Origin of the sequence: Kribbella sp. NPDC050820 (genome assembly GCF_040653975.1) — a bacterium.
Classification (GTDB): domain Bacteria; phylum Actinomycetota; class Actinomycetes; order Propionibacteriales; family Kribbellaceae; genus Kribbella.
Genome location: NZ_JBFAHB010000123.1, coordinates 1 through 16,412, shown reverse-complemented (window position 1 = coordinate 16,412; position 16,412 = coordinate 1). Strand labels below are relative to the sequence as shown.

The following is a 16,412-nucleotide window of genomic DNA, read 5'->3' as shown; positions in this document are numbered from 1 at the left end:
CCTCCGGCGCGGCGGGTCATGGGGCTGGAACTCCCGGCCTTCCCTCGTCACTCCGGTCGCTTCGCTCCCTCCGCTCCTCAGTCCAGGCCGGGAGGCACCATGACCGGCTACCCGCACCTGCTGGAGCCGCTCGATCTCGGGCATGTCGTACTGCCGAACCGGGTGATCATGGGCTCGATGCACACCGGCCTGGAGGACCGGGCGAAGGATCTGCCGAAGCTGGCCGCGTACTTCGCCGAGCGGGCCCGCGGCGGCGTCGGCCTGATGGTGACCGGCGGCTACGCGCCGAACCGGACCGGCTGGCTCACGCCCTTCGGCTCCAGGCTCACGAGTCGGCGGCAAGCCCGCAAGCACCGGATCGTCACCGACGCGGTGCACGCCGAGGGCGGCCGGATCGCGCTGCAGATCCTGCACGCCGGCCGGTACGCGTACCACCCGTTGAGCGTCTCCGCCTCCGCGATCAAGGCCCCGATCAACCCGTTCAAACCCCGTGCCCTCACCGACCGCGGGGTGCAGAAGCAGATCAAGGCGTACGTCGACTGCTCCGCCTACGCCCGCGAGGCCGGGTACGACGGTGTCGAGATCATGGGGTCCGAGGGCTACTTCATCAACCAGTTCCTGTCCGAGCGCACCAACCAGCGGGCCGACCGGTGGGGCGGCAGCCCGGAGAACCGGCGCCGGATCGCGGTCGAGATCGTCCGCCGGACCCGGGAACGGGTCGGCGACGACTTCGTGATCATCTACCGGCTCTCGATGGCCGACCTGGTCGAAGGCGGCCAGAGCTGGGACGAGGTCGTTGCGCTGGGCAAAGAGATCGAGGCGGCCGGCGCCTCGATCATCAACACCGGCATCGGCTGGCACGAGGCCCGGGTGCCGACCATCGTGACCTCGGTGCCGCGGGCCGCCTTCACGTCGGTGACCGCCGCGTTCAAACCGCACGTGCGTATCCCGGTCGTCACGTCCAACCGGATCAACCTGCCCCAGGTCGCCGAGGAGGTGCTGGCCCGCGGCGACGCCGACCTGGTCAGCATGGCCCGGCCGTTCCTGGCCGACCCGGACTGGGTGCTCAAAGCAACCACCGACCGAGCCGACGAGATCAACGTCTGCATCGCCTGCAACCAGGCCTGCCTGGACCATGTGTTCGCCAAGCGGAAGGCGAGCTGCATGGTCAACCCGAGGGCGGCCCGTGAGACCGAGCTCCAGTTGCTGCCGACTCGCCGTACCAAGAACCTTGCGGTCGTCGGTGCGGGGCCGGCCGGGCTGGCCGCGGCGGTGACGGCGGCCGAGCGGGGGCACTCGGTGGAGCTGTTCGAGGCCGCCGACGAGATCGGCGGGCAGTTCGGGATCGCGCAGCGGATCCCCGGCAAGGAGGAGTTCGCCGAGACGATCCGGTACTACCGGCGCCGGCTCGAGCTGACCGGCGTCAAGCTGCACCTCGGCCGCCGCGCGACCGTCGACGACCTGGCCGGCTTCGACGAGATCGTGCTGGCCACGGGCGTCGTACCGCGCGTCCCGGCCATCCCCGGCATCGACCACCCAAAGGTCCTCTCGTACGTCGACGTCGTCCGCGACCGTCGACCGGTCGGAGCCACCGTCGCGGTGATCGGAGCGGGTGGGATCGGTGTGGACGTGAGCGAGTTCCTGACCACCGAGTCGTCGCCGGCGCTGGACATCGAGGCGTGGAAGGCCGAGTGGGGTGTGACCGATCCGGCAATCGCGCCCGGCGCACTCACCAAGCCGCGGCCCGAGCCGTCGCCCCGGCAGGTCTACCTGCTGCAGCGCAAGACCGGGAAGATCGGCGCCGGCCTCGGCAAGACCACCGGCTGGGTGCATCGCGCCGCCTTGAAGAACAAGCAGGTCGAGCAGTTGCGGGGCGTCAACTACGAACGCATCGACGACGCCGGCCTGCACCTGACCTTCGGTCCGGATCGCAGGGATGCAAGGGTTCTGGACGTCGAGACCGTCGTCGTCTGCGCCGGCCAGGAGCCGGTCCGCGACCTCGCCGACGCGCTCCGGGACACCCGGCGCCCGGTCCACCTGATCGGCGGAGCCGACGTCGCCGCCGAGCTCGACGCGAAGCGTGCGATCGACCAGGCCACCCGGCTCGCGCTCACTCTGTGATCCCGTCCGGGCACTGAACGCAAAGCTGACAGTTCAATTAAGGTAAGGCTATCCTCTGCTCCATGCAGGAGACGGTGGGGCTGACAGGAGACGACCTGCGCCTCGGCTATCACGGCAAGCTGGTGGTCGACGGTGCGTCCCTGCATATCGAAGCGGCCAGTGTCACTGCGCTGGTCGGCCCGAACGGCAGCGGGAAGTCGACGCTGCTGCGTGCCCTGGCCCGGCTCCATCACCCCGATGGCGGCCGGATCACCTTCCCGGACGGGGTGAACGCGCTCGACCTGTCCGCGAAGGAGTTCGCCCGCAAGGTCACGCTGCTGTCGCAGTCGCGGCCGACTCCCAACGGCGTGAGCGTGCGCGACGTCGTCGGGTACGGCCGGCATCCGCACCGCGGGCGCTGGCGGACCGACGACCCGGACGGCAAGCGGGCCATCGACCACGCGATGGCGGTCACCGGGGTGACCGCGATGGCGGACCGGGCGGTCGACGAGCTGTCCGGAGGCGAGCTGCAGCGCGTGTGGCTCGCGACCTGTCTGGCGCAGGACACCGGCGTCCTGCTGCTCGACGAACCGACCACGTTCCTCGACCTGCGCTACCAGATCGAGATCCTCGACCTGATGCGCGAGCTCGCCGACCAGCATGGGGTCGCGGTCGGCGTCGTACTGCACGACCTGAACCAGGCCGCCGCCGTCGCGGACCGGGTCGCACTGCTCGATCGAGGGCGGGTACGTGCGTCCGGCACGCCGGAGGAGGTGCTCGAGGCCGATGCGCTGTCCGAGACCTACGGCATCCGCATCGAGGTCGGCACCGACCCGGCCACCGGCCTCGTCACCACCCGCCCGATCGGCAAGCATACAAGCCGCGTCACCACTATCTGAGGGTCAAAAGATGAAGAGAACCACTGCTCTGCTGGCTGCTGCCCTGTTCGCGCTGACGGCGTGCGGGACGAGCGAACCCGCCACCACCGACGCCGGCGCGCAGACCACGGCCCAGCCGGTCTCGGTCACCGACGCGCGCGACAAGAAGGTCGACCTGAAGGCGCCGGCCACCAAGGTGGTCGGCCTGGAGTGGGGCGCGATCGAGAACCTGATCACCCTCGGCGTGATGCCGGTCGGCGTCGCCGACGTGAAGGGCTACACCGCCTGGGTGACCGCGGAGAAGCTCGACGCCTCGGTGAAGGACGTCGGCACCCGCGGCGAGTCCAGCGTCGACGCGATCGCCGCGCTCAGCCCGGACCTGATCATCACCACCACCGACGAGTCGGCGAACTCGATCACCCAGTTCGAGAAGATCGCCCCGGTGCTGGTGATCCGCGGCGCGGACGCGGCCAACGCGATCCCGCAGATGAAGACCAACCTGGAGCTGATCGGCAGCGCGATCGGCAAGGCCGACCAGGCCAAGCAGGTCAACGCCGACTTCGACAAGGCGGTTGCCGAGGGCAAGCAAAAGATCGCCGACGCGGGCAAGGCCGGCGAGAACTTCACCATGGCCGACGGCTGGAAGCAGGGCAGCACGGTCTCGGTCCGGATGTACACCACCGGCTCGCTGCTCGGCGCGGTGACCACCGAGCTCGGCCTGAAGAACGGCTGGACCGGCGCCGGTGACAAGGACTACGGGCTGGCTCAGACCGACCTCGAGGGCCTGACCAAGCTGCCGAACGGCAACTTCCTCTACATCGCCAACAACGCCGACGGCGGTGACGTGTTCGGCGGCGACCTGGCCAAGAACGCGATCTGGAAGAACCTGCCGTTCGTGAAGAGCGACGACGTGCACCGGCTGCCGGACGGCATCTGGATGTTCGGCGGCCCGAAGTCCACCCAGCAGTTCATCGACGCGGCCGTCCAGGCAGTCACCTCTTGACCCAGACGACCGCCCCGAGGCCTGATCTTCAGGTCTCCGAGGCACTGCAGCAGCCGGTACGGCGGCTCCGGGTGGCGACCGTCTTCGTGATCGCCACGGTCGTCGCCGTACTGCTGGCTGCTGTGCACCTCACCCAGGGCACGTCGTCGGTGAACGCCGGCGACCTGCTCCGGCTGCTGGTCGGCCAGGGCACGGACAACTCGGCCAACGTGCTGATCGCGTCCCGGCTGCCCCGGCTGCTGGCCGGTGTCCTGGTCGGCGTCGCGCTCGGCTTCGCCGGCGCCGGCCTCCAGTCGCTGGCCCGGAACCCGCTCGCTTCGCCGGACACGTTGGGGGTCAACGCCGGGGCCTATCTCGCGGTCGTGGTCGTGGCCGCGTTCGGGGTTTCGCTGCCGGTGCTGCCCGCCGGGGGAGTCGCCTTCCTCGGCGGGCTGGCGGCGGCCGTCCTGGTCCTCGCCTTGTCGGCGGGCGGCTCGTCCGGGCCGACCCGCCTGATCCTGGCCGGTTCGGCCGTCGCGATGGCGCTGGCCGGGGTCACCACTCTGCTCTTGCTGCTGTACCGCGAGGAGACGGTCGGCACGTTCGCCTGGGGAGCGGGCACGCTGGTCCAGACCGACCTCAACGCGGTCGGCCAGATGACGCCGGTCGTGGTGGTCGGCATCATCGCTTCGTTGCTGCTGGCACCGAAGCTGGACATCCTCGGGCTCGGCGACGACACCGCGTCGGTGCTCGGCGTTCACGTACGACGGGTGCGCGTGCTGATCACCCTCGTCACGGTCCTGCTGTCGGCCGCGGCCGTCACAGTCGCCGGACCGATCGGTTTCGTCGGGCTGGTCGCGCCGGTGCTGGTCCGGCTGATCGCTCCGCTGGTGCCGGGCCTGCTGCGGCACCGTGTGCTGCTTCCACTGAGCGGGCTGGCCGGTGTGCTGGTCGTGCTCAGTGCAGACGTCGTACTCCGGGCTTTGCTCGGTGGTCAGGCCGGGGTGGAGATCCCGACCGGTGTGATGACGATGATGGTCGGCGCGGCCGTGCTGGTGTGGCTGGCGCGGCGGTACCGGGACTCTGGTCCGAGCCGGACGCCGGGTGGCGCGAGCTCAGGGCTGCGTAGCCGGCGGACGTTCTGGATCGTCACGGCTGTGCTTGTGACGCTGTTGTTCGTGGCCGGCGTCCTGGCGATGCTGGCCGGCGACGCGTTCCTGCGCACGGGCGACGTGCTGAACTGGATCAACGGTCGTTCCGGGCGGGCGATCACCTATGTTCTCGACCAGCGGTTCCCCCGCGTGGTGGCCGCCGTACTGTGTGGTGCGGCCCTGGCGATCGCGGGTACGACGGTCCAGGCGGTGTGCCGGAATCCGTTGGCCGAGCCGGGCATTCTCGGCATCACCGGTGGCGCCGGCGTGGGTGCCGTGATCACCCTCGTGCTGTTGCCAGCAGCAAGCATTTGGCTGCTGTCCGGCGTCGCCGCAGTAGCTGCGCTGGCTACCTTTGCGCTGGTCTACGTGGTGTCGTGGCGGGGTGGTCTGAGCTCCGACCGGCTGGTGCTGATCGGTGTCGGGGTGTCCTCGGGGGCGACCGCGATCATCACGTTGCTGATCGTGGCCACGGATCCGTGGAACCTCAGCCTGGCGATGACTTGGTTGTCCGGCAGCACCTACGGGCGGACGCTGCCGCAGGTGGTGCCGGTCGCGCTCGCGCTGCTTGTCCTGACCCCGCTGATCGTGCACTCCCGGCGCGAGCTCGATCTGCTGGCGCTGGACGACGACGTACCGCGGATTCTCGGCGTACGGCTCGAGCGTCAGCGGCTGACCGCGTTGTTGTGCGCGGCGCTGCTGACTGCGGCGGCGGTGTCCGCGATCGGGGTGGTCGGATTCGTCGGACTGGTCGCACCGCACGCGGCGCGGGCACTTGTCGGCGGCCGGCACAACCGGATCCTGCCGGTCGCGGCGTTGCTCGGCGCGATCCTGGTCAGCGTCTCGGACAGCCTCGGCCGCACCCTGCTGGCCCCGGCGCAGATCCCGGCCGGCCTGCTGACCGCGCTGATCGGAGCGCCGTACTTCGTCTACCTGCTCTGGCGGACCCGGGTCCCGAACCGCTGATCAGGTCGCCTTCGCGGCCGCCTTCTTCGCCTGCTTGTACTCACGGACCTTCAGCAGCGAGTCCGCGTCCACGACGTCCGCGACCGAGCGGTACCCGTCGAGCGCGTAGTCGCCGGCGGCCGCTTCCCAGCCCTCGGGCCGGACGCCGAGCCGCTTGGCCAGCAGTGCGACGAAGATCTGCGCCTTCTGCTTGCCGAAACCGGGCAGCTCCTGGACCCGCTTGAGCAGCTCCTTGCCGGTCGTCGGCTCGGTCCACAGCCGCGTCACGTCACCGTCGTACTTGGTCTCGACGAGCGCGGCCAGCTCCTGCAGCCGGGCCGCCATCGAGCCGGGGAACCGGTGGATCGCCGGGGGCTGGGAACACAGCTCCTTGAACGCCTCCGGGTCGGCGGCGGCGATCGCCGCCGGGTCGAGGGTGCCGAACCGGCTGAGCACCTTGTAGCCGCCGCGGAAGGCGTGCTCCATTCCGTACTGCTGGTCCAGCATCATCCCGAGCACGACTGCGAACGGGTACTCGTCGAGGACGCGGTCGGCGTCCGGCACGTTGGCGATCTGGAAGCCCATCGCCGCATCATCTCACGGGCCTGCGGGGCGCGGGATGTCCCTTGTGCTCGCCGCAGGTCCCTGCCGAAACACCCCGAACCCGCCTATGCTCAGCCGGGGGCGCCGACGGGAGGAGCACGGATGGAGATCCGGGATCTGGATCGTAGGGCCGGAGCGGTACTCGGGGAAGTGGTGATGCAGGTGCGCCCCGAGCAGCTGTGGTTCCCGACCCCCTGCCCGGACTGGACCGTCCGCGGCCTGCTCCGGCACATCGTCAGCGAGAACGAGGGCTTCGCCGCCGCGGCGCTGAACGGGTCGGCGCCGCTGCAGGCCTGGAACGGCGGCCGGCTCGGCGACCACCCGTCCGGCGCCTACCGGCGGTCCAACGCGCGGATCGCGGACGCGTTCGCCGACGGCGGCGCGCTGGACCGGCTGATGGAGGTCCGCGAGTACGGTTCGTTCCCGCGCCGGATCGCGCTGACCTTCCACCTGCTCGACTGCGTCGTCCACGCCTGGGACCTGGCCCGGGCGATCGACGTCCCGTACGACCCGCCGCCGGACCTGGTCGAGCAGGGGTTCGCCTTGGCCCGCAAGATCCCGGACACCGACGCCGTCCGGGGTCCCGGCGCCGCGTTCGAGCGCAGCGTCAAGGTCCCCGGCGACGCGTCCGACTTCGACCAGTTACTCGGTCTCCTCGGCCGTAACCCCGACTGGGTCTCGCCACTGGACTGAGCAGTCCTTCAGCTCGATCCTGTCCGGTACGGCGGCCGCCATCCGCGCCAGCGCCGGAGCTAGCAGCCGCGACGTCATCAGCCGGGTCGAGGCGTCCCGGAACCGGATGCCCAGTGCGGTCATCGGCATCGCCATCTTGATCCCGCCCGGCGGGAGCTCCATCCGCTGGTCGACGTACGCCTGCATCTCAGCCTGGTACGACGGGAACGCCCGGACATGATCGCCGTCCGCGGCGGCCAACTCGCCCGCGAGGACGTACGCGCCGACAAGGGACAACGCGGTGCCGTGGCCGGCCAGCGGCGAACCGCAGTAGCCGGCGTCACCGACGAGGACGACGCGGCCGCGTGACCAGTCCGGCACGACGACTCGGCTGGTGCTGTCGAAGTAGAAGTCGTCCGCGTCGGGGAGCGCGGCGAGGATGTGGCCGGTGTGCCAGCCGAGACCGGTGAATCGCCGTACCAGCAGGGCTTTCAGCGCGTCGACGTCGTGCCGGTCGTAGTTGAGCAAGGGGGAGCGGAAGCTCAGCAGGGCCTTGGCGTACCGCTCGTCGTGGTCCGGCCGGAGTCCGACCCAGCGACCGCCGGGAGCGGAGTAGATCTTCATCCAGTGGTTCAGCGGCTCGGGTGACTCGACGGTGAAGAAGGACGTGTAGCCGCCGAGGTGGTGGACGAAGTCCTCCTCCGGCCCGAAGGCGAGCTTGCGGACCCGGGAGTGCACGCCGTCCGCACCGACGACCAGGTCGAACCGGAGCTGGGTGCCGCTGGTGAAGGTGACGTCGACGCCGGTCGCGTCCTGGTCCAGCGCGGCGATCGAGTCGCCGTACAGGTACTCGATGTCGTTGCTGGTCGCGTCGTGCAGAATGCCGGCCAGGTCGCCGCGGAGGATTTCGATGTCGGCGATCGCACCCGCGCCGTCGAGCAGCTCGACCGACATCTCGGCGGCAGTGCGGCCGTCGGCCCGTACGTACGCGAGACCGCGCTCGTGCAGTTGGGCCCTCTTGATCGCCGGCATCAGGCCCATCCGCTCCGCCACCACCTTGGAGGTCCCGCGGATGTCCACGGTCTGCCCGCCGGGCCGCGGCGACGGGGCGAGCTCGACGATCGTCGGGGTGAACCCCTGCCGCCGCAGCCAGTACGCCAAGGCCGGTCCGGCGATCCCGCCGCCGGAGATCAGAACGGTCTTCGTCATCGTGGTTCCTGTCGTCGAGCTAGTGCACGTACGCTGTACACGTACACCGTGAAGCGCACTACTCACGGAGTCCAACCACCGGGGGAAGCGCACTAGTGCAGGAGGCTTGATGAGTGAGGCGCCGTACCAGGTGATCGCGGCCGAGATCCGGCGCCGGATCGAGGCGGGCGAACTGGCTGCGGGCGATCGGGTGCCGTCCACGCGGGGGCTCGTCCGCGAGTTCGGCGTGGCGATGGCGACCGCCACGAAGGCGCTTCAGGTGCTTCAGCAGCAGGACCTCGTCCACGCCCAGCCGGGCGTCGGCACCGTGGTCGGGTCGCCGCCCGCCGCGGTCCGGCCGACCCGGGAGCAGCCGCTCGAGCTCAACCGCGAGCAGGTCGTTCGGCGGGCGATCGCGATCGCCGATGCCGAGGGGCTGGCCGGGGTGTCGATGCGCCGGATCGCGGCCGAGCTCGGGGTGTCGACGATGGCGCTGTACCGGTACGTCGGCGGCAAGGAGGCGCTCGTCCTGCGGATGGTCGACACCGCGATCGGCGAGTTCCCGTTCCCGGCCGAGCCGGCGACGACGTGGCGAGCGGGGATCGAGACCGCGGCCCATCTGCAGTGGGCGGCGTACCGGCGGCATCTCTGGCTGGCGAGCGCGATCAGCCTGAGCCGTCCGCAGGCGCTGCCCAACCTGCTGCCGCACACCGACGCCGTACTACGTGCACTAGGTCCGTTCGGCCTCGACGGCAGTACGGCGCTCTACACCGCGATCACGGTGTTCGCGTACGTCCGGGGCGTCGCGCTGGCGATGGAGGCCGAGGTGCAGGCCGAGCAGGACACCGGGATGACCGCCGACGAGTGGGCCGACGAGCACCTGGACCCGCTCAGCACGATGATCAGCCTCGAGGGCCTGGCCGGATTCCGGGCCGTGTTCCAGCCCGGTTTCGACTTCGACTACGACCTCGACCGACTGTTCGAGTTCGGTCTCGAACTGGTTCTGGACGGGCTCGAAGTAAAGCTGTCCCGGCTACGCTGAGTGCTGACAGTGTCGACCGCCGCGGAGGTGCCGATGGAGCCGGTGTACGCGCCCGACGTTCCCGACGGCGTACGGCGGCTGTACCGGAACCGGCCCGAGTTGTTCGTCCCGGCCGGGCAACCGAAGCCGAAGCGGGAGACGTCCTGGTCGGTCGCGCCCGGGAACACCTTCGGGACCTTGCTGGTCTGGCTGGCGGTCTGCGTCGGCGGTTGGATCCTCGCCCTCATCGTGATGGCCGCGACGCTGCCGGCGGAGGTGGCAGCCTGGTCCGCCGTCGTACTGGCCGGGATCGCCGGCGTCGCCACGGTCGGCGTCCTGGTCAAGACCGGGGTCGAGGACCGCGGCCACAAGGCGGTCCGGCTGCAGCACGGCAAGTACCTGCTGCCGGAGGACTTCGACGAGGAGGCCGGCCGGCTGCTCGGCCGGGGGCAGCGCGCGGTGAAAACGGTGCTTGAGGCAACAGTCACCCGGCAGGGCTTGCTGGACGACGTGAAGAACGACCTGGTGCTGCCCGAACAGCTCTGGGACATCGCGCAGGTGCTGCGCGAGCAGACCGCGCTGCGGGCCCGGCAGCGCGAGGTCGCGCGTGGGATGGCGACCGCCGAGCTGGAGGCCGTGCTCGGACCGCAACGCCGGGCACTCGCGCTCTCGGTGGAGGCGATCAAGCGCAAGGTCGACCTGCTCGACCGGTACGCCGACCGGGTCCGCTCGGCCGACGCCGCCCTCCGCGCCGAGGCCGCGCTGGGGGACGGCGACCGCTACATCGAGCTCCTCGCCCGCACCGAACCGGCCGGCGACACCTCCATCGTCCAGGGCTTCGCCGACGAGGCGAGCGCGCTCCGCGACACCCTGACCCGCAGCATCAACGCCGCCCGCGACGCCGGCCGGACTCTAGCGCTCCCCGAGTAGGCGCTGCTCCTCTTCAGGTGAGAGACCGAAACCGAGATCGGGCTCGCCGCGCCCCTGGTCCCAGGCGATCAGGTCGGCGAGCGTCTGCCGCAGTGGCGTGACCGGCATGCCGGCGGCCCGAGCCTTCGCCGGGTTGCGGCGGCGCTCGCCCCACTCAGCCTCGGGCTCGATCAGCGGGAAGCGCGGCGGTACGGCGTCGGTCGGGATCTGCACCAACTCGACAGTGCTGCCGGACAGGTCGGCAGAGATCTCGATCAGTTCGGCGATGGTGGTGAACGGGCCGACCGCGTTGAACGCACCGGACCGATCGTCCGTGACCAGCTGCACCACGAGTCGTCCGAGGTCGCGGCTGTCGGTGAGTTGCAGCGGTTGCTCCGGCTTCGTCGGCAACGCGACCCGGCCGCCTCGGGCACCACGCCGTACCCAGTAGAGGACTGTGCTCGCCGTGTCGCCGGGACCGGTCACCCGTCCGGGCCGCACGATCGTCGCGCGGTCGCCGTACCTCTCCAGGACGTCGTCCTCGCAGGCGACCTTGCACATGCCGTAGGTGTCGTTGTCGAGGAACTCGGCCGCGCGCATCGGGGGCCGGCGGGTTGCGGTCTCGTCGGTGCCGGCCGGCAGGTCGCGCACGTAGACGGCGTGGCTCGAGATGAACACGTACCGTCCGATCCGGTCGCCGAGCACGTCCATCGCGTCGTCGACGTGCCGGCTCTGGTAGCCGCTCAGGTCGACGACCGTGTCCCACTCGCCGGTCCGCAGCGACTCGTAGTCACCGGTGTCGCGGTCGCCGACCAACTGCGTCACCTCCGGCGGCAGGTCGGTCCCGCTCTTGCCCCGGCTGAACGACGTCACCTCGGCGCCCTGCCCGAGCGCGTCCGCCACGACCGCGCGCCCGACGAACCCGTTCCCGCCCAGCATCAGAATCCGCACAACCGCCGACCCTAACGCGGCGGTGCGCCCCGATAGGCTCGGGGCCATGGATGAGACGGTGGTGGTTGCCGGAGGCACCGGTGCGTTGGGCGCGGCGGTGACCGCGGAGTTCCTGCGGTCCGGGTGGCGGGTGGTCGTCCCCGGACGGACCGAGGAGTCGCTGGCCCGGCTCGGCACGGATCCGGGGCTGAACCCGATCGTCGCCGACCCCTTCGACCCGGCCGGTACGGCGGACGTCGTCGCGCTCGCCACCTCCGACGAGAGCGCACCGCTGACCGCGCTGGTCAACCTGGTCGGCGGGTTCGCGTCCGGGGCGCGGGTGCACGAGACGCCGGTCGAGGACTTCGAGCGACTGCTCCGGCTCAACCTGCGTCCGACGTACCTGATCACCCAGGCAGTGCTGCCGCACCTGCTCGCCGGCGGCGGCGGAGCAATCGTTTGTACGTCGAGCGGCGCGGCGCTGCGGCCGTTCTCCGGTGCGGCCGGGTACATCACCGCGAAGGCCGGGGTGCTCGCCTTCGCCGACGCCCTGCACGCGGAGTACGCGGCCGACGGCATTCGGGTGAACACGATCATCCCCGGCACCATCGACACCCCGGCCAACCGGGCCGCGATGCCGAAGGCCGACACCAGCCGCTGGAGCCCGCCCGAACGCATCGCCGTCGTGGTCCGCACCCTCGTCGAAACCCCGGGCCTTTCGGGCAGTCACCTCCCCGTGTGACAACCGATCACCCCTGTAACACGTCTGAGGAGGTACAGGTGCGGGTACTTGACGCACACTGGATCTGGGGACATCTGGGGACGGCGACAGGGGAGCCATGGGGAAACGTGGTGCGGAGAGTTCCGAGGTGGCTGATGCCGTTCCGCCGCGCCGGCCGCGGTCGGTGCCGAGGCTGCTCGGGCTGACGCTGCTCGGCGCCCTGCTCCCCGGGACCGGACTCATCGCCGGCGGTCGCCGCCGGATCGGCGCGTTGATCCTGATCCTGACCCTTGGGCTGGTCGGCCTCGGTGTGTACGTCGGCCTGACCCGGCGCGAGGACGTGCTCGCGGCGAGCGTCGTACCGAGCCGGCTGCTGATGGCCTCGGCCGCGATCGGCGCGCTCGCGATGCTCTGGATGGCGGTGATCGTCGCGTCGCACCGCTCGTTGCGTCCGGCAACAGGTGGGGCCGTCGGCCGGGCCGTCGGGGCGCTGTTCGTCGGGATGCTGTGCTTCGCGATCGCGGCGCCGGCGGCCATCGGCGTACAGAGTGTGCTGGCGCAGCGCGACCTGGTCCAGGACGTGTTCGTCGCGCAGGGCGAGGGCAAGAGCGCGACCCGGCCGACCGAGATCGACACCAAGGATCCGTGGGAGGACAAGCCACGGCTGAACCTGCTGCTGCTCGGCGGCGACGACGCGCCGAGCCGGCCCGGGGTCCGGACCGACACGGTGATCGTGGCAAGTATCGACACCAAGACCGGCAACACCGCGCTGATCTCGATGCCGCGGCAACTGACCTTCATGCCGTTCCCGAAGGACTCGCCGCTGCACGAGATCTACCCGAACGGCTACGGCCAGGAAGGGCTCAGCCTGGAGGGCCGGCTGGAGTGGATGCTGACGGCGATGTACCAGAACATCCCGGCCGCGCACCCCGGAATCCTCGGCCCGTCCGACAACGAGGGCGCAGACGTCCTGAAGCAGTCCGTCGGGGAGGCGATCGGGCTCAAGCTCGACTACTACGTGCAGGCCAACTTGAAGGGGTTCGCCGAACTCGTCGACGCGCTCGGCGGCATCACCGTCAACGTCAACGAGCGGGTCGCGATGGGCGGCGTCAGCAGCTCACACATCCCGCCCAGCGAGTGGATCGAGCCGGGTCCGAACCAGCACCTCGACGGGCGGCACGCGCTGTGGTTCGCCCGCGGCCGGTACGGCGCCGACGACGACCAACGCCAGATCCGGCAGCGCTGCGCGATCAAGGGCATCGTCGACGCGGCCGACCCGCAGACCCTGGTGACCAAGTACAAGGCGATCGCCAGGGCCGGCCAGCAACTGCTGCGCACCGACATCCCGCAGGAACTGCTGCCCGCGCTGGTCGAGCTGGGCTTGCGGGTGAAGTCGGGGACTGTCTCGAACGTCCACCTCGACGCCAGCAAGCTGCGGCTGAAGTACCTGCACCCGGACTACGACGCCCTGCGCGACACGGTCGAGGCGGCCCTCGAGCAGTCCACGCCGCCGGCCACCACCGCCCCGAAGACGACGCCGGGCACGACCAAGCCCACCCGCAAGCCGACCACCATTGCGACGCCGGCTCCCACCCAGGACCTCGTCGACGCCTGCGCCTACCACCCGGACGGCGATCAGCCGAACTGAATCGGCGTCGTCTGAGCCAGCGCCAGCCGCCAACCCTCCGAGGTCCGCAGTGCCGCGTAGGTCAACGCGCCCCTGGCCGGCAGTGCGTCCGGGGCGGCATCCGCTCGCTCGTCGTGGACCGTCTTGACGCAGCTCACCAGGGCGACGTCCTCGGTGAGCGCCCGGACGTCGACGATCTCGACGCTGGTCCGGACGTCCTTCAGGTCGGAGCCGAGCGCCGCGGCCACCGCCTGGCTGAACGCGTCCCGCCCGAACAGCCGCCGCCCGGCGATGTTGACGATCACCATCTCGGACGTGTGCAGGCCGGGCAGCACCTCCGCGTCGCTCTGCGCTTTGTCGGCGTGTTCGACCAACTCGCGGATGGCCTGCTCGTCCTGCGTGCTCAGTTCAGTCATGCACGACAGTGTTCAACCTCAAGTTTGGTCGAGGTCAAGGATGGCCGATGATCTGAGTTTCTCGCGCCGCGGGTGTCGATCTGGCGATGAACCGCTCGACGTGAGAGTAGGGATCAGACCGACACGACGAGGAGCACTGCGATGCGATACATGATCATCAACAAGGCGGACGCCGACAGCGAGGCCGGCAAGTTCCCGCCGGACGAGATCGCCGAGGCGGTCGGCCAGGCCGTCGAGGCGATGTCCAAGGCCGGCGTCCTGCTGTTCGCCGAAGGCGTCCACCGCAGCGCGCTGGGCGCCCGCGTCAAGGTCGACGCCGGCAAGCGCACCGTCACCGACGGCCCCTTCGCCGAGACCAAGGAGCTCATCGGCGGCGTCATCGTCGTCGAGGTCCGCAACCGCGACGAAGCCATCGAATGGGCCGCCCGCCTCGCCGAAGCCCTCACCAGCGAGGTAGAAGTCCGCCGCGTCGTCGAGGAAGCCGACTTCGACCCCAACTCGGACCTCTACCAGAACTGACCGAGCCCGTGTCCATCCGGCGGGGTGCCGTTCGTGGTGATGCCATGAACAACACACTGGAAGTTCCCGGAGCGGAGTTGTACTACGAGGTGCGGGGGAGTGGGCCGTTGGTCGTCCTGGTAGGGGCGCCGATGGATGCGGACTCGTTTGCGCCGTTGGCGGAGTTGCTGGCGGTGGATCACACCGTGCTGACCACCGATCCGCGGGGGATCAACCGCAGTCGGCTGCACGGTGTGGGGTCCACGCCGGAGGAGCGGGCCGGGGATCTTGCGCGGCTGATCGAGTACGTCGATGCCGGGCCGGCGACCGTGTTCGGGTCGAGTGGGGGTGCGGTCACGGCCTTGGCGCTGGCACAGGAGTATCCGGAGCTGGTGAGTGCGGTGATCGCGCACGAGCCGCCGCTGGACACGCTGGTCGACGACGCGGACGAACTGCTGGCGGCGACCGAGCGGATGATTGCCGACTACCTGGCCGGTGACGTGCTCGGCGCCTGGCGGCAGTTCTTCGTGATCGCGAACATCCAACTGCCGGACGACATGCTGCAGATGATGTTCGGTGGTGAGCGCGATCCGCGGGTGGTGGCCGACGAGCGGTTCTGGTTCGAGCACGAGCTGCGGGCGAGTGTGACCTGGAAGCCGGACCTTGGCGCGCTGCGGGACGGCGGGGTCCGGATCGTGGCCGGGATCGGGGCGGAGTCGGGCGGCCAGCTGTGCGACCGGACCACGACCGCGCTGGCTGCCGGGCTCGGGATCGAGCCGACCCGGTTCCCCGGTGACCACATCGGGTTCGCGGAGGACCCGGCGCCGTTCGCCGCCGTACTGCGGCCGCTGCTCTGAGATGAGACTCCGCCCGTGGCTCCGAGGGCGGAGTATGTGAAGCTGGTGGTGACCGGTGCGGGCCTGTGTGAACGGGCCTGGACCGGGCACTGGTCGGACGTGCCCGCCGGGACCTGAGAGATGCACCACCTGGCCCGCGTGGCGCCTTGACCTCAACCGTGGTTGAAGTTTCAAGCTGGTGCCGCTGAACAAGGACATCGGAGATACCGGCCCTCGCGGGGCCCCGACGAAGGAGCAGAGTTGACCACGTACACGCTTCCCGACCTCCCCTACGACTACGGCGCACTGGCGCCGTCGATCGCCGGCGAGATCATGGAGCTGCACCACTCCAAGCACCACCAGACCTACGTGAACGGCCTGAACGACACCCTGGAGAAGCTGGCCGCGGCCCGCGAGAAGGGTGACTTCGGCGCGATCGTCGGGCTGGAGAAGTCGCTCGCCTTCAACCTCGGCGGGCACGTCAACCACTCGATCTTCTGGAAGAACCTGTCCCCGGAGGGCGGCGACAAGCCAGACGGTGAGCTGGGCGCCGCGATCGACGAGTACTTCGGTTCGTTCGACGGCTTCCAGGCCCACTTCACCGCGGCGGCGACCACCATCCAGGGCTCCGGCTGGGCGATCCTCGGCTGGGACGCGCTGGCCGGCCGGCTGCTCGTCCACCAGCTGTACGACCAGCAGGGCAACCTGCCGGCCGGGCAGATCCCGATCGCCATGCTGGACATGTGGGAGCACGCCTTCTACCTGCAGTACAAGAACGTGAAGCCGGACTATGTGAAGGCCTGGTGGAACGTGGTGAACTGGGCCGACGCGCAGGCCCGCTTCGACGCGGCCCGCGGCAACGCCGGCGGCCTGATCACCGTCAGCTGAGCGAACAGCACCGAGGGGCGGGCGGGGGCGGGGGGGGGGGGGGCCCC

The 16,412-nt window shown here is 70.2% G+C and carries 16 protein-coding genes; 12 read left to right on the top strand and 4 right to left on the bottom strand.

Features of this window, described 5'->3' with window-relative positions; genetic code table 11:
- Nucleotides 1-99 precede the first annotated feature (99 nt).
- From AB0H36_RS46310 to AB0H36_RS46295, 4 genes are all read left to right on the top strand, one after another.
- A complete protein-coding gene (locus AB0H36_RS46310) occupies nt 100-2,121 on the top strand; it encodes an NADPH-dependent 2,4-dienoyl-CoA reductase (RefSeq protein ID WP_360538296.1) in 2,022 nt (673 codons plus the stop codon).
- Nucleotides 2,122-2,183: 62 nt separating this feature from the next.
- Nucleotides 2,184-2,999: an ABC transporter ATP-binding protein gene (locus AB0H36_RS46305; RefSeq protein WP_360538294.1), complete on the top strand. Its 816-nt coding sequence runs from the start codon at nt 2,184-2,186 to the stop codon at nt 2,997-2,999.
- A 10-nt stretch (nt 3,000-3,009) separates the two neighbouring features.
- Nucleotides 3,010-3,981 carry an iron-siderophore ABC transporter substrate-binding protein gene (locus tag AB0H36_RS46300; protein WP_360538292.1) on the top strand — a complete coding sequence of 324 codons (972 nt, stop codon included), beginning with the start codon at nt 3,010-3,012 and terminating at the stop codon, nt 3,979-3,981.
- Entirely contained in the window at nt 3,978-6,077 is a 2,100-nt protein-coding gene (locus AB0H36_RS46295; protein ID WP_360538290.1) for an iron ABC transporter permease, read from the top strand. Before AB0H36_RS46300 ends, AB0H36_RS46295 begins: the two co-directional genes overlap by 4 nt.
- On the opposite strand, the gene AB0H36_RS46290 is transcribed toward AB0H36_RS46295, so the two are convergent.
- Nucleotides 6,078-6,641, bottom strand: a complete 564-nt coding sequence (locus tag AB0H36_RS46290; protein ID WP_360538288.1) for an HhH-GPD-type base excision DNA repair protein — start codon at nt 6,639-6,641, stop codon at nt 6,078-6,080.
- 120 nt (nt 6,642-6,761) lie between these two features.
- Between AB0H36_RS46290 and AB0H36_RS46285 the strand changes: the two genes are divergently transcribed.
- On the top strand, nt 6,762-7,352 hold the full coding sequence (locus tag AB0H36_RS46285) for a TIGR03086 family metal-binding protein (protein WP_360538286.1): 591 nt from the start codon (nt 6,762-6,764) through the stop codon (nt 7,350-7,352).
- Here AB0H36_RS46285 and AB0H36_RS46280 read toward each other — a convergent pair.
- Complete coding sequence (locus tag AB0H36_RS46280; protein WP_360538284.1) at nt 7,302-8,540, bottom strand: FAD-dependent monooxygenase; 1,239 nt, start codon at nt 8,538-8,540, stop codon at nt 7,302-7,304. The two genes, AB0H36_RS46285 and AB0H36_RS46280, sit on opposite strands and share 51 nt — an antisense overlap.
- A 109-nt stretch (nt 8,541-8,649) precedes the next feature.
- Here AB0H36_RS46280 and AB0H36_RS46275 point away from each other — a divergent pair, with 109 nt between their 5' ends.
- Nucleotides 8,650-9,561: a TetR/AcrR family transcriptional regulator C-terminal domain-containing protein gene (locus AB0H36_RS46275; RefSeq protein ID WP_360538282.1), complete on the top strand. Its 912-nt coding sequence runs from the start codon at nt 8,650-8,652 to the stop codon at nt 9,559-9,561.
- Complete coding sequence (locus AB0H36_RS46270) at nt 9,562-10,470, top strand: hypothetical protein (protein WP_360538280.1); 909 nt, start codon at nt 9,562-9,564, stop codon at nt 10,468-10,470. It begins immediately after the preceding gene.
- On the opposite strand, the gene AB0H36_RS46265 is transcribed toward AB0H36_RS46270, so the two are convergent.
- On the bottom strand, nt 10,453-11,400 hold the full coding sequence (locus tag AB0H36_RS46265) for an NAD-dependent epimerase/dehydratase family protein (RefSeq protein WP_360538278.1): 948 nt from the start codon (nt 11,398-11,400) through the stop codon (nt 10,453-10,455). The genes AB0H36_RS46270 and AB0H36_RS46265 overlap by 18 nt on opposite strands.
- A 46-nt stretch (nt 11,401-11,446) precedes the next feature.
- On the opposite strand from AB0H36_RS46265, the gene AB0H36_RS46260 reads away from it, so the two are divergent.
- Nucleotides 11,447-12,121: an SDR family oxidoreductase gene (locus AB0H36_RS46260; protein WP_360538276.1), complete on the top strand. Its 675-nt coding sequence runs from the start codon at nt 11,447-11,449 to the stop codon at nt 12,119-12,121.
- A 127-nt stretch (nt 12,122-12,248) separates the two neighbouring features.
- The gene (locus tag AB0H36_RS46255; protein WP_360538274.1) at nt 12,249-13,748 is read left to right on the top strand and encodes an LCP family protein; all 1,500 of its coding nucleotides are present in this window, start codon (nt 12,249-12,251) and stop codon (nt 13,746-13,748) included.
- Here the strand turns inward: AB0H36_RS46255 and AB0H36_RS46250 are convergent.
- The gene (locus AB0H36_RS46250) at nt 13,736-14,143 is read right to left on the bottom strand and encodes an SgcJ/EcaC family oxidoreductase (protein WP_360538272.1); all 408 of its coding nucleotides are present in this window, start codon (nt 14,141-14,143) and stop codon (nt 13,736-13,738) included. The two genes, AB0H36_RS46255 and AB0H36_RS46250, sit on opposite strands and share 13 nt — an antisense overlap.
- Nucleotides 14,144-14,284: 141 nt before the next feature.
- Here AB0H36_RS46250 and AB0H36_RS46245 point away from each other — a divergent pair, with 141 nt between their 5' ends.
- From AB0H36_RS46245 to AB0H36_RS46235, 3 genes are all read left to right on the top strand, one after another.
- Complete coding sequence (locus AB0H36_RS46245; protein ID WP_360538270.1) at nt 14,285-14,662, top strand: YciI family protein; 378 nt, start codon at nt 14,285-14,287, stop codon at nt 14,660-14,662.
- Between the two features lie 44 nt (nt 14,663-14,706).
- Nucleotides 14,707-15,498, top strand: coding sequence for an alpha/beta hydrolase (locus AB0H36_RS46240; protein WP_360538268.1), 792 nt, complete (start codon nt 14,707-14,709; stop codon nt 15,496-15,498).
- A gap of 240 nt (nt 15,499-15,738) precedes the next feature.
- Nucleotides 15,739-16,365 carry a superoxide dismutase gene (locus AB0H36_RS46235; RefSeq protein WP_360538266.1) on the top strand — a complete coding sequence of 209 codons (627 nt, stop codon included), beginning with the start codon at nt 15,739-15,741 and terminating at the stop codon, nt 16,363-16,365.
- Nucleotides 16,366-16,412: the final 47 nt, after the last annotated feature.